Source organism: Lysinibacillus sp. NPDC097214 (genome assembly GCF_050277945.1).
Classification (GTDB): domain Bacteria; phylum Bacillota; class Bacilli; order Bacillales_A; family Planococcaceae; genus Lysinibacillus; species Lysinibacillus xylanilyticus_B.
In genome coordinates this window covers 319,107-331,270 of sequence record NZ_JBNNSS010000005.1, presented here as the reverse complement: position 1 = coordinate 331,270, position 12,164 = coordinate 319,107, and the positions used below count along the sequence as shown (strand labels likewise).

General features: G+C 35.7%; 14 protein-coding genes and 1 pseudogene. 3 read left to right on the top strand and 12 right to left on the bottom strand.

The window, feature by feature from the left end; all coding sequences use genetic code 11:
• Positions 1–117: 117 nt before the first annotated feature.
• The 5 genes from ACQKMI_RS14180 to ACQKMI_RS14160 all read right to left on the bottom strand — a co-directional run bounded on the left by ACQKMI_RS14180 (position 118) and on the right by ACQKMI_RS14160 (position 4,506).
• Complete coding sequence (locus ACQKMI_RS14180; protein ID WP_427489896.1) at positions 118–738, bottom strand: histidine phosphatase family protein; 621 nt, start codon at positions 736–738, stop codon at positions 118–120.
• A gap of 60 nt (positions 739–798) precedes the next feature.
• Entirely contained in the window at positions 799–963 is a 165-nt protein-coding gene (locus tag ACQKMI_RS14175; protein WP_427417083.1) for a hypothetical protein, read from the bottom strand.
• A gap of 150 nt (positions 964–1,113) precedes the next feature.
• Positions 1,114–1,536 carry a DUF3995 domain-containing protein gene (locus tag ACQKMI_RS14170; protein ID WP_427489894.1) on the bottom strand — a complete coding sequence of 141 codons (423 nt, stop codon included), beginning with the start codon at positions 1,534–1,536 and terminating at the stop codon, positions 1,114–1,116.
• Between the two features lie 256 nt (positions 1,537–1,792).
• Positions 1,793–2,311 carry a TetR/AcrR family transcriptional regulator gene (locus tag ACQKMI_RS14165; RefSeq protein ID WP_427489892.1) on the bottom strand — a complete coding sequence of 173 codons (519 nt, stop codon included), beginning with the start codon at positions 2,309–2,311 and terminating at the stop codon, positions 1,793–1,795.
• Positions 2,312–2,889: 578 nt separating this feature from the next.
• Positions 2,890–4,506, bottom strand: coding sequence for an AAA family ATPase (locus ACQKMI_RS14160; RefSeq protein WP_427489890.1), 1,617 nt, complete (start codon positions 4,504–4,506; stop codon positions 2,890–2,892).
• 93 nt (positions 4,507–4,599) lie between these two features.
• On the opposite strand from ACQKMI_RS14160, the gene ACQKMI_RS14155 reads away from it, so the two are divergent.
• Complete coding sequence (locus tag ACQKMI_RS14155; RefSeq protein WP_427489888.1) at positions 4,600–5,028, top strand: hypothetical protein; 429 nt, start codon at positions 4,600–4,602, stop codon at positions 5,026–5,028.
• A gap of 88 nt (positions 5,029–5,116) precedes the next feature.
• On the opposite strand, the gene ACQKMI_RS14150 is transcribed toward ACQKMI_RS14155, so the two are convergent.
• From ACQKMI_RS14150 to pssA, 4 genes are all read right to left on the bottom strand, one after another.
• A complete protein-coding gene (locus ACQKMI_RS14150) occupies positions 5,117–6,094 on the bottom strand; it encodes a helix-turn-helix transcriptional regulator (protein ID WP_427489886.1) in 978 nt (325 codons plus the stop codon).
• Positions 6,095–7,708: 1,614 nt separating this feature from the next.
• Entirely contained in the window at positions 7,709–7,843 is a 135-nt protein-coding gene (locus ACQKMI_RS14145) for a hypothetical protein (protein ID WP_427489884.1), read from the bottom strand.
• 30 nt (positions 7,844–7,873) lie between these two features.
• Positions 7,874–8,098, bottom strand: a complete 225-nt coding sequence (locus ACQKMI_RS14140; RefSeq protein ID WP_427489882.1) for a hypothetical protein — start codon at positions 8,096–8,098, stop codon at positions 7,874–7,876.
• Positions 8,099–8,199: 101 nt separating this feature from the next.
• Positions 8,200–8,949 carry a CDP-diacylglycerol--serine O-phosphatidyltransferase gene (gene pssA, locus ACQKMI_RS14135; protein WP_427489880.1) on the bottom strand — a complete coding sequence of 250 codons (750 nt, stop codon included), beginning with the start codon at positions 8,947–8,949 and terminating at the stop codon, positions 8,200–8,202.
• 304 nt (positions 8,950–9,253) lie between these two features.
• Between pssA and ACQKMI_RS14130 the strand changes: the two are divergent.
• Positions 9,254–9,361, top strand: a pseudogene (locus ACQKMI_RS14130) (bifunctional oligoribonuclease/PAP phosphatase NrnA); the annotation flags it as partial.
• A 668-nt stretch (positions 9,362–10,029) separates the two neighbouring features.
• The gene (locus ACQKMI_RS14125; protein WP_427489878.1) at positions 10,030–10,491 is read left to right on the top strand and encodes a GNAT family N-acetyltransferase; all 462 of its coding nucleotides are present in this window, start codon (positions 10,030–10,032) and stop codon (positions 10,489–10,491) included.
• 250 nt (positions 10,492–10,741) lie between these two features.
• On the opposite strand, the gene ACQKMI_RS14120 is transcribed toward ACQKMI_RS14125, so the two are convergent.
• Genes ACQKMI_RS14120 through ACQKMI_RS14110 form a run of 3 tightly spaced genes read right to left on the bottom strand, consistent with a single transcriptional unit; the run spans position 10,742 to position 11,996 of the window.
• A complete protein-coding gene (locus ACQKMI_RS14120) occupies positions 10,742–11,059 on the bottom strand; it encodes a YbjQ family protein (protein ID WP_427489876.1) in 318 nt (105 codons plus the stop codon).
• A gap of 12 nt (positions 11,060–11,071) precedes the next feature.
• Complete coding sequence (locus ACQKMI_RS14115; protein WP_386846877.1) at positions 11,072–11,551, bottom strand: nucleoside 2-deoxyribosyltransferase; 480 nt, start codon at positions 11,549–11,551, stop codon at positions 11,072–11,074.
• 10 nt (positions 11,552–11,561) lie between these two features.
• Positions 11,562–11,996 carry a GNAT family N-acetyltransferase gene (locus ACQKMI_RS14110; RefSeq protein WP_427489874.1) on the bottom strand — a complete coding sequence of 145 codons (435 nt, stop codon included), beginning with the start codon at positions 11,994–11,996 and terminating at the stop codon, positions 11,562–11,564.
• Positions 11,997–12,164 lie beyond the last annotated feature (168 nt).

Genomic DNA, 12,164 nt, shown 5'->3' with positions numbered 1-12,164 from the left:
GTTTTTTTAATTAATTTCGCCTTGGCGTAATTGGGTCAGGAGACTTTATCTTCATTCATCTCCACTTTCAAAGGTAGGAGTCTTCTGTACCTGTCGCTACACTTTCGTGAAAAAACATTATAAATGAAGATAAACATCATCAAAATCCGAACATATTCTTGTGATTGTTTTATCCGTTAATTTAAAAAATATATCTTGAGACACTTCTAGCTTCAGTGCATCTTCCTTTTTTAAATCCGCATAAATTCCTCGTATAATACGACCTGTTAGACCATGGGAAATAGCAATCACATTTGGTACATGTTGAATGTCTTTTAACCAAGCACTTAGTCTGCTCACTACCGTGTCATAAGCTTCTCCATTAGGCGCATTAAAATACCAGTTATACACATCTGAATTTTGAAAAAGATTTGGCCAAGAACTTTCAATTTCTTTCGTTGTTAACCCAGCCCATTGTCCCACAGCAACCTCAGTTAATCGTTCATCTTTTTCAACCTTTTTCACATCATATCCTATTGTTTCGCAAATGATTTCAGTACTTTGCATCGCTCTTCCTAATGGACTCGACACAATTTTCCATTCATTAGGATTTCCAATTAAACTTTTCAGCATTTGTGCGTTTTGTTGTACTTGTTGTACTCCCACTTCTGTTAATGGAGAATCGAGCTCTCCTTGGTATCGTCCTTGTGTATTAAATTCCGTTTCCCCATGACGGAGTAAGTAAATCGTTTGATTCATTATTGTTTCCCCCTATAAATTCTCCCTAGTTATTACTAATGTTTTTATATATTTTCATTTCTAATTTTCAATCCCTATTTCCGTTGTTAAAAGCTTCAATCGTACAGGTGTTCCTGGTGAATTATATTTTAATGCATTTGAGAGAATGTTAGATACATCTCGGTATAACCATGTATAGTTGAATGGAAAGATGATTTCACCTTTAGGAATCTCAAATTGAAACATAAATTTTATCGTTAAAGCTCCTTTCGTTCGTTTTATAGGAATACTTTGAAGATTTATCGAAACAAAATCGCTCTTTATCGAAACTATTTGAGCTTTTATCGAAACAAAACCTCATTTTACCGAAACTTTTTGAGCTTTCATCGAAATTTGTTAAAACAACAAAATAATATAGACAATTCCCAAAAATAAACATAATGGACTGTAAAACCAAGTATCGTATCTAGCAAACTGTGAGTGCTTTATTTTTTTAAAAAATCCAACATACTTAAATTCACCAATTGCCCTAATAATGAAAACGAAAGCACAAACAATACTTCCGATTATAGATAAACCATTTGCTTGGAACCCGTGCAAATAACCTCCTTGAACAACAATAATGACACTAGCCAGTAGAATAAGAATAGCTACGAATAATGTTCCCCATTTTTTAGGAGTAAAAGCAGGTTTTTGCTCTCCTTCTTTTACAGGGATAGCAGCTGCAGAACCCCAACGACCTCCAAAAGCCCAATAAATATGTAACAAACTGATAAACCACAGAAGCCCTACAGCTACTAATAATAAAATTAATTTCATTTACTCGCCCCCTATGTATTAATTCAACCAAAACATACACAAGCGTATGTTTATAGTAAAAATTTTGTCCCTTCAGGTTTTATAACCTTATGGGAAATTTATTATCGAATAATCAATTATACCTCTGCATGATGTTTTTTGTGAAAAGGCGAAGCGACAGTCGTGTGTTGTTGCTATCGCTTCGCTTTCGTACAGATAAATTGCCAAAGGACGTGGTGTTCTTAAACTGAATTCCTCTATTTCAGCTGATATTTGGCTAACCGCTGAAAGAAGTTAAAAGATCAACCATTTTATCAATATCAAAATTAGGATTTTCTTCAAACCTTGTCATCCATCCTACATACGTTAAATAAGCAAGTCTCGCTCTATCAATCGATTCAGCATTGTCTATGCCCTTTTTTTGATACAATTTCGCAACACAAGAAATTCTTTGTTCTTCAATATCCACTAAGCGTTCTGCAACAACAGGATCATATTTTGCCCAAGTATAAATACCAATCTCCATTTTTTTATCTCGATTAAAACTAATTTGTAATAGCTGCTCTAAAGAGGCATCCTGTTGCTCCATACTTTGAACAATGAGCTTTGTTGCATGTACTTCCCAATAGTTGAGCATAGAATCTAACAGCTCTTGATGGTCACGAAAATAGTGATAAAAGCTCCCTTTACTTATTTTTAACAATCGAGCAAGTGCTTCGATGCGAACTTTATGTATTCCTTCATCAGCTAATTGTTGTAATCCTGCTTTTATCCAATCTTCCCTCGTTAATTGCATGTTATCTCTCCAATAAGATACGGTTGCGTATGTTTTTTTGTTAGATTACTACTACTTTCATTTTTTGTCAATTATTCATTCTGTTTATTTACTCTAATGTTATTGTTGATCGTAATATTTATGTTCATAACCCTTGGTAAAATACAAGCGCATATTAATATACAAGCTAAAAGTTTTTTCATCTTTCTCTCCTTTTTTCATTTTATATGGAAAAAGCCAAGTTCAATCCCCTTTCGTTCATAACGCTGTTAGGTAATTTTATTGCCAAACCCCCGCATTTATACTATTTTGGTTTCAGCTTGGCAACGCTTCCTTAACGAAGAACCGTTGATATTCACGGAGAGTGATGACTAAGAGTGAATATTACCTTGTTTTATTAATCATATTTATTCTTTCGTCCACAGCTGAGGCCAAGTTTTATAATCCCTCGCTTGACCTCAAGGACATCTTATCAATTATACCTCGGCATAATTGCGTCCGGAATCGGTTTTGTGTTTAGGCCTGCAGTGCCACCGAACGTGGCGTTCTTAGACTGAGTTCCTCTATTTCAGCGGCGTTTGGACACCCGCTGAAAGAAGTTAAAATGTATTATCAAATAGACTTTCTGCTATACCAAGTAAAATATCTTCCTCTGTAAACTCCATTAATTCTTCTCTCGTAATATCTTCCTGTTGAATTAGACGGTTTGACTGGATAGTCACGAGCTTTTCAAATAAGTTTCGTATATAACGACCGTTCGAAAAGTTTGGAATGGATTCGACTGGAATTTGATGCAATTGCTCCTTCATATGATATCCAAATACGTCCCCATACAAGTAATCATTATTTTTACATAGCATGGCAAAAATATCATAAAGCTCATCCGTGCTAAAATTATCAATCTGCACAAAATGATTGAAGCGCGATTTAAAACCTGGATTGGCAAGCAAAAATTCTTCCATAAGCTCTGTATAACCAGCAACGATCACAACTAGATCATCGCGTAAATCCTCCATCACTTTTAATAGGCTATCAATCGCTTCTTTACCAAACGCGTCCTGTTTATCATTGATTAGTGAGTAGGCTTCATCTATAAAAAGCACGCCACCCTTTGCTTTATTCACAACTTCCTGAACCTTCAAAGCCGTCTGACCAACATAGCCTGCTACTAAACCAGCACGATCTGTTTCCACAAAATGCCCGCTTGAGAGGACACCAAGATGCTTGTATATTTGGCCTATGATACGCGCCACTGTTGTTTTTCCTGTACCTGGATTTCCGGAGAACACAAGATGATATGTGATTGGGAAGCTTGTTAAGCCATGGTCGACACGCAAGCTTTGAATTTTTATGAAATTGATTAGATTATGTAACTCCTTCTTGGCATTTGGAAGTCCTACAAGTCCATCAAGCTGCTTCTGTAACTTTTCGATCTCCCGTTCTATTTCTGGTGTAATTCGTAAACGTTCCCCGTTAATAAATTCACCACTATAAATAATTTTTCCTTCTTCATTAAAATAATCTCCTCGACCGTGCTTTTCTCCATTTACAAGTTCCCCAATATAGGAAGCCTGTCCATTGGCATAATAAAGAGTACCCTGTCCTGTCATCGCATCCTCTTTAAATTGCCCCTCCGATTCAAGTACACCTTGTCTGGAATAATTCTTACCTTTTCCATGCTTCATATCCTCAAAGAAATAGCCATCGTACTGAAGGGATGTTACACCATTTGCTAGCTCCACAGCATTGGGCGATTCTGGTGCATAATACAGCTTTCCTGCCCCTTGCATATGATTCCATATGAAATCACCTTCATATTGTGGCTGATTTAAATGCGGATACTGTGCACGAAGCTCTTTAAATGGGGCAATAGCATCTTCCTCATAATACAAAACCCCGTAACCTTCCATTAAATCATTACGAAAATGCCCCTCGTAATATACCTGACCGTCCTTATATAAAATACCATTACCTTGTTTTTTATTTTGAATAAATTCGCCCTGATATATTATTTGGCCCTTTAAATACATGATGCCGTTACCTTGCTTCATATGATTGACGAATTCTCCCTCGAATAAAATCTCGCCTTCTTGGTCAAATAGCGTCCCCTTTCCATCATAAATGTCATGACCAAAGTCATTTTTCTTCACACCGCCACAATACATTAATGTACCATCTGGATACAACATCTCTTTTTCTTCATAATTAAGTGTCATTTGATTGCCATCCTTTATCCATTCAGTATATGCTCAATTATAGCGTGGAAAAGAATACCTATGTGCGAATTTTTAGAATTTAAGGAGATTAACATGAAAAAACGATATAAACTATTAATCGGCATCCTATTACCTCTTCTCATTTTATTTGCTTCAACTATATTTTTAACTCGCGATTCAACTTTTAATAAGGAGGTAATTGAACGATTTGATATTGAACAAATTAATGAAATTGAATTGATTCGTTCTTCTGATAACAAAACAATCACTATTACAGATGGAGCTACAATCAATCAAATAATGCAGAAATTTGAAGATCAACCGCTTCGAAAAGTCTATTTTTCCAATTCAGATTATGACGAGGCTTATTGGTTAACAGTACGTAATCATGATAAACGAGAAATTGGCATACGATTAGATGACTCAAAGCATTTATTCGTTTATTTGTATGAGGAAAACTATATGAAAGATTACAAGCTTTTAGATCATTTTAATATGGCGTTTTTTGAGGATCTTTTTTAGAAAATAGTCATTCTTAAACGGTAAAAATCCGCTTCGATTAAATTCTAAGCGGATTTTTTACCTTTTATTTGTGGATAGCTTTTGTCTTTTATATATAGCTATAGTTTTGCTGCATTAATTGAATCGTTTCAATGATCTCTTCTCTAAGCTCAATTGGCTCTAGCACTTCAATGTTTGCCCCTTGGCTTAGCAGCCACATTTTAATACCATGTCCAAAAACTTCTGCTTCAAATAAATATTGCTCATCATTTTTGGATACTATGTTCGCTGTTGGTAAGCGATCTAATACCGCTTGCGGGGAAGTTCCTTTAAAGATAAATTTCATACGCAACAGCTCGCCAGCATGCATAAACTGAATACGCTTACGAAACTCTCCTTCTTGAAAACGTTCAGTATAGGGTATTTGAAATTTTTGTTCGAGCTCTTGAAAATGTTGTATACGGTCGACTCTATAGACAATGGGCAAATCCTTTTCGACCTTATTATCATAAGCAATTAAATAAAAATAGTATTCTGAGAAAATGACGGCAAGTGGTTTTAAAATCTTTTCTGTCGGAATTGCTTCACCTTCACGTAAATAATCAATTTTAATGATTTTCTTTTTTTGTATCGCCTCTGACAGAGCCCAAATTAAACGCAATAAAGACTTTTTATGATGTAAATCTACATATAAATGCTTTTCATTTAAAATAATATTGCGAATAAACTCCTGCTTATCGGCTGCAACAATCGAAATAAGCTTATCTATAATATCGCTCATTTCTGATTTTAGCAGTGCTCTTGATTCGATTAGAATTTTAACAATTGCTAAAACTTGCTCCTTCGATAAAATACTTTCCCCTGTTTTTGTCAGCCTGTACACATTTTCTGCCCGAACATATTCTAAATGGCAATCCAATTTAGCTTTTTCCAGATACGCCCGAATTTCATTCAAATCCCGTTGTACGGTTTTTTCACCAACATTATGTGTAAATGCTTCTTGTTTTTTGTTAATTCCCTGACCATCTATCAGTCTGTCGAACATCGAAATGACACGATAGCCTTTATTTTGTTGTGAATCCACCATATATCCCACTTTCTCTTCATAGTTACTTCTCTATTATACAAAATAAGATGGACACTATTAGTCCTTTTAACTATAAATTTTCTACAATATTGGTATAATTGGTATATACTAATTAACAACAAAAACCATTAAACAGACTAAACATACTATACTTTTGTTATAATTAACTTTATTTTTACCAATGAATTACGGTTTGACGTAATTTAACAGAGAAAAAGCTCTCATTTAGATTTTCAAAATGAGAGCTTTTTAGAAACATTGGGTATTTTATTGTATTAAAGTTGATTTTTTCGGAGGTCGAACTGCCCACTTATATTCATACTAATTTGCTGAAGTAATGGTTTTCAGGGATTCTCAAATCTAATTCTCACTTAGTTTTATACGACTTTCAAGTTCTCGAATGAAACCTTCTAGGTAAACTGGTAAAGTTTTCACTTCTCCTAACATAACTTTATCAGATAGAATCGCAATTCCCTTTGCAGGTGACAATAAATTAAAACTTGAAAGTATATCCATCAAACCATCTAGTTGTGTATGTCTCAGGAGATGCGAGGAGCGGAAAGAGAAGAGTTGGTTGTATATGGTGGTATACACAACAAACCCATCCGAAGAATAGGACCTCTCTGTTTAGAACAATGCACTTATTCATTTGTTTGCACCCAACGATACGTTGTCTCAATTGGACCGATATTGTTGTATCTGAAGTGGTTCGATGGGGAATTCCAACCATTTCAGAGAACAGCATCTCTCCCACCGCGCAAAGCGGTACAGACTTCTCAATTGGACAAGTATAGGTGTATATAAAGAATGCGCTCGATGGAGAATCCCTCGCAACAAACCAGTTCTTTATTCGCGGAAGCGGCACCGCACTCTTCAAGGGAACAAGTTTAGGTATATACAATGATAAGGTTCAATGGGGCATCCCGCTTTCACCAAAGAAAAACCATCAAGAAAACAGAACACTCGCCAATGAGACCGCTACTCTCCTTCAAAGTGGACTTGGTCTCACAGATATGAAAACTAATATAAATATGCCCGCAACCACTGCGAATATGGAAATTTTCTGCAATAATGAAAAGTCTCGAAACTTTTTATTCTGAAAAGCAAGATCAGAAACTATGGTAAATAAAAAAGCTACTAAAAGAACCTGCAAGGCTCTATTGAGAAGTGAAGCATTGTATATAGCAATCGCTATAATTGCTATGAACGAAAAGAAAAGCTGCCTAAGATATTTATTTTTTAATAACATTTCATCACCATTTATCTCCCTCCGTATTACGAAATTTGCATTCAAAGGATGGATAATCATATACATTTAATATATATGTAAACAGAACTTTAAAATGCAACCATCACTCACTACGAAAGACCACTACTCTCCTTCAAAGTGGACTTGTTCTCACGAAGACTGAATGGGGCGCAAACAACACCAGCCAAGAAAAACCGCTACTCTCCCCCGCTGCTCTCACAACAAAACCAGCTGCAGCGAAATAAATGTGAGGCACCGAAACGGCCGGAACTGAAAAAGTCTGTTCTCTCGCTCGGAAACCGCAACAAAAAAGACACCACACAAAATGATGTCTCGAAAATACGCTTTATTTTATTGCTGCCTTCCTAGTTCCCAGAATTATATTTATCTTCTACATCTATAATTACACCGTCCGCCAAGGTAACAATGAGGCTTCCTTCACACAATGCACGATCGAATTTGTACGTTGTTACGATAACGGCTTCAGTTTTCGTTTTCAATAGGTTATGTAATTCTGCATTAACTTCTGACTATTCGACCGCCATTGGAGCATTCATACCTTCTGGGATTTTAATTAAGTGTCTGTTACGATTAACAATTTTTATTGCTTTGACTTCTCCGACTACTTCTACTCGTTTGTAGTCTTCGATTAATTGGCTAACAGTTTCAATGTTATCTGCCCCTGTTACGATAATGAATAGTTTTTGATCTTCTTTCTTTAATGCCTTTACGTCATCGATAGTGAAATGTCCCATCTTGTACTCCCTCTACTTTCTTTTAATTAGCATTCTCTTGTATAAAAAAACGCAAAACGATATGTTCTGCGTTCATAAATTATTTTTTCTAACTAATTTAATTATTTTTTTCTAATTAGCCTTTTAATTTTGAAGTTCTTTCTGATCACCTTGATATTCTTAACGTTTTTGCTTCTCTTTGGTTTAAAGAAGTAAGCATCAACTAACGCTATCAAACAAAGCGCAATGATTACATAAAGCATATTCGGCTTGTTATGGATATAACTCATCACACCTAAGTATAGTATGTATCCCATAAATGGCACCATAAATATCGTTCGCTTCTTTGGCATTGCAACCTTTTTAAAACTCGGTATCTTAACTTTGCTTACCATTAGATATGCTAATCCCCAGTAGATGATATTAAACACGACAATATTTAATGAATCCGAAAAGAACACCATTAGTGCAACAATACCGCCAGCAAGTGTAATTGGAACACCTGTAAAGTGTTTTAGGGTTTCAGAAGTTGGCGTGACATTAAATCTTGCTAATCTATAACACCCAAACAGCGGGAATATACCACTTAACATCAAGCCATAGATACCTAAGCCCTCATAAAAAGTAAATGCCACTAGAATAGCTGGCGCGACACCGAATGATACAATGTCTGCTAACGAATCTAATTCTTTACCGATATTGTTTGTGACACCCAAAACCCTAGCTGCCCTGCCGTCCAATGCATCAAAAAGCAAAGCAATGAATATGAATGTTACGGCATTTTTTGTGTCTCCGTTTACAACCAATCCTATTGCTAAAAATCCACTGAATAAATTACCGAATGTAAGTGCATTAGGTATAAATTTCTTCAATTACTTCCACCACTTTCATCCAATTTATAATAAATGTTTAAGCTCCGACCAATATAATATCGCATTCATCGCAATAATAATAGTTACCCTAACGGCCGTTATGTGACACTTCGCTTATATCGAATTTTTCGCCACAACCCTCGCGCGTTTTCAGAAAATTAGTTTTATCATATCCCCACCGTTCCATACCCACCTACCGCTTCTAAGAAAAGATAACTGCTCCATTGTATTTCTAATCTTTTTTTCCAATCCCTCAAAATAATTTTGTAGAATGATTTATATCTAATTTAAGGTGTTTTTTATTATGAAATTCAATGAACAAATTTTAAAAGCAATCGAAGGTACGGAGAAAATTTTAATCCTTCGCCACGTAAGACCAGATCCAGACGCTTTAGGCTCTCAGCGTGGTTTACTTTGGATACGGCTAACGTAGCACGTATTAGTGGTTCTATTCCGGAAGGTGGTTATCAAGATAATCGCTATACGCTTTTTTCCGCTCCTCATTAGTCATTAAAGGAGATTAAATTCGTCAGCATAAATGGGTAGGTATTTTTTTGATTCTTTTTCTTTGACGTTTCTTCATTTTAATACTCCGTTTTATTGCAATTACCTCGGATTGTTCAGCAACTTTAACGAATACTTAGGTAATTCCAAACTCTCGCCAAGCATCCTTATTGATGGATGGCAATTCCATTTTCATCATTGAGTCTCCTTGCACTTCATAGCAACTGTCGCATTTTAAACACTTATAGCGCTCAATTCCTTTGCTAACATAATGAAAAAAGCGGTGCATTTCTGTTGAACCACATTCACATTTCATTCACTTTACCTTACCTTCCTTCGCAAAATCTTTCTTCTACCGAACAATATCTTTCGTTATTCTTGATACTCAACTTCTACTTCCGCGAATTCAAGGTGTTTCATCATATGTGTGTATCCAACGTTGCAAATTAGGGGAAAAGGTGTTCTTCAAGATAGCAGCTTGTTTTAGTTTAAATTCTATTTTATGTTAACCCGGAATGATTTATTTAGCATCAACATTTGAGGCAACAGCCAAAATTATGAAAAAGGAGAACAAAGATGAATTTGCAAACACAACGGCTCAAAATTATCCCTTGTACAGAACAATCATTATCAAATTTTCCAAGGGAAGAATACGAAATTGGGCCTCATATCATTCAGTATTTAGAGGAATTAAAAGAAGATTCTCCCCTTTCTGGTTGGGGTGTAAGGCTGGTTATTAATAAAGAAACAAACACAATTATTGGTGATATTGGATTTAAAGGTAAACCTAATTCAGAAAACACAGTTGAAGTAGGATATGGAGTTATACCTTCAGCACAAAATAAAGGATATGCAACAGAGGCAGTAAAAGAAATTATAGAATGGGCTTTTTCATTTAAGAATGTTAATAAAGTAATTGCTGAATGCTTGGTTGACAATTTCTCATCAACTAGACTGTTAGAAAAATTAAATATGAATAACATTGGAGTAGTAGATGATATGTTAAAATGGCAATTAGAAAGGGACATTATTGTGTAAGTGACCAAAGACGTACTAATTATAGCGCGTCTTTTCAATTTATTAGCTTACGTTTGCTTTAAACTAACCTGCAAAAGTTCTACAAATAGGCGTTCCATCCTTTTTTGGTCAAGATAGCAATAATCTTTGAGAAAAGAGCCTTGATTTAAAAACCAATCTCTATCACCATCACTTATCATGTTGTTCAATTTTATGTATATGGTAGGAAATATCGAAAAAAGGACTCCAACTTTATTGAAGCCCTTACCCATTATTCCTTTACTTTAACTGCTGTTCCGTATGCTAATACCTCTGATGTGCCATCCATAACAGATGATGTGGAAAATCTTACCCCAACAACGGCATTTGCCCCTAGTCGTCTTGCCTCTTCCACCATATCTTGCGTAGCAACTTCTCGGGAACGAACGAGCATTTCTGCATACTCCTTCATCTCTCCTCCAACAATATTACGAAGTCCAGCCATCATATCGCGACCAATATTTCTTGATTGTACAGAGTTACCTTTTACTAAGCCGAGTGTTTCTACAATTTCTTTTCCAGCCACAATATCTGTTGTTGATAGTAACATACAAAACGCCTCCTATTTTTTATATTTTTGAACGGCTTGGACAGCTTCAGCGATGGAAGTCGTAATCACTCCCGTGCGCTTAATCAAACCAATAACAAATAAATTACGATAAACAAACTGATTTTCAATTCCGTCCCGCACAAGTGCTTCTATTTTCATCATATTGTCTCGACCTTGTTGACGAACATCTGTAAAGACGCCTACGATTGGTCGATTCAGCATCGCAAATGCACCTATTTCTGCTGCTACACCTGAATCAATCTCAACACCATCTAAAACAGCTACTAATACATCGCTATTTTGCAACATTTCTAAATCTGCTTGTGCAATCGCCAAACTATCTGCATAGGCCGTTTTATCATTAATCGCATCATTCTCCTGTGGGACATATAATTCAATACCAGGTACTGCCTCTCTAATTGCCGCAGCGAGCTGCTCGTTGACTAAACGATCTCCTAAAGAAAATAATCCATTTGCTAAGTATGCCTTCATGTTAAAACTCCTATTCCAATATTTTTTCAAACACTATTTTATGTTGATCTTTGTTATCCACAAAAGTTGAGACAATATCAAATCCGTGTTTAAGATTTGTGATGAGCATTGCTTTTCGCTCATTCCTACCGTATGTACGAACTTTTTTAAAACCAAGTGCCTGCAGATGTTCATGCTGCCGCTTCATTAAATGACTGGCAATTCCTTGACCACGTTTCTTCTCATGCACACCACCTAACCAGCTATAAAAAACTCCATCCGGATGTGTGTAGCCTAGTTTAAATCCTATGATATTCTCATTTTCTACTGCTAATAAACAAATGAGTCCTTCTTTACTTTCAAGTTTTTCTAGTGGTAAATTTGCTCCATTAAAAACATGTGCATGAATTTCCTGTAATCGCTTCAACCAATCATATGGAACGCCTTCAATTGTAACGATCTGCATCTTCATCACCCCTATCTCAACTGTCATTAATTATAGCAGAAAAGGTTTAACGATAAGATTGAACATTGCAGTATAGTTAGTTTTCTAGAAAAAGTTTTAATTAAAGTTGAAGAAAACTCATGGCGGACCTTCATACAAGGCTAATGGTCTATGCTTACCTTCTTTCCC

Bases quoted from the DNA above. Each gene is read 5' to 3' on its own strand.
- ACQKMI_RS14175 (WP_427417083.1), bottom strand. From the start codon at position 963: ATGTTTCAATTTGAGATTCCTAAAGGTGAAATCATCTTTCCATTCAAC.
- ACQKMI_RS14170 (WP_427489894.1), bottom strand. From the start codon at position 1,536: ATGAAATTAATTTTATTATTAGTAGCTGTAGGGCTTCTGTGGTTTATC.
- ACQKMI_RS14155 (WP_427489888.1), top strand. From the start codon at position 4,600: ATGAAAAAACGATATAAACTATTAATCGGCATCCTATTACCTCTTCTC.
- ACQKMI_RS14165 (WP_427489892.1), bottom strand. From the start codon at position 2,311: ATGCAATTAACGAGGGAAGATTGGATAAAAGCAGGATTACAACAATTA.
- ACQKMI_RS14115 (WP_386846877.1), bottom strand. From the start codon at position 11,551: ATGAAGGCATACTTAGCAAATGGATTATTTTCTTTAGGAGATCGTTTA.
- ACQKMI_RS14120 (WP_427489876.1), bottom strand. From the start codon at position 11,059: ATGTTACTATCAACAACAGATATTGTGGCTGGAAAAGAAATTGTAGAA.
- ACQKMI_RS14110 (WP_427489874.1), bottom strand. From the start codon at position 11,996: ATGCAGATCGTTACAATTGAAGGCGTTCCATATGATTGGTTGAAGCGA.
- ACQKMI_RS14160 (WP_427489890.1), bottom strand. From the start codon at position 4,506: ATGACACTTAATTATGAAGAAAAAGAGATGTTGTATCCAGATGGTACA.
- ACQKMI_RS14180 (WP_427489896.1), bottom strand. From the start codon at position 738: ATGAATCAAACGATTTACTTACTCCGTCATGGGGAAACGGAATTTAAT.
- ACQKMI_RS14125 (WP_427489878.1), top strand. From the start codon at position 10,030: ATGAATTTGCAAACACAACGGCTCAAAATTATCCCTTGTACAGAACAA.
- ACQKMI_RS14150 (WP_427489886.1), bottom strand. From the start codon at position 6,094: ATGGTGGATTCACAACAAAATAAAGGCTATCGTGTCATTTCGATGTTC.
- ACQKMI_RS14140 (WP_427489882.1), bottom strand. From the start codon at position 8,098: ATGGGACATTTCACTATCGATGACGTAAAGGCATTAAAGAAAGAAGAT.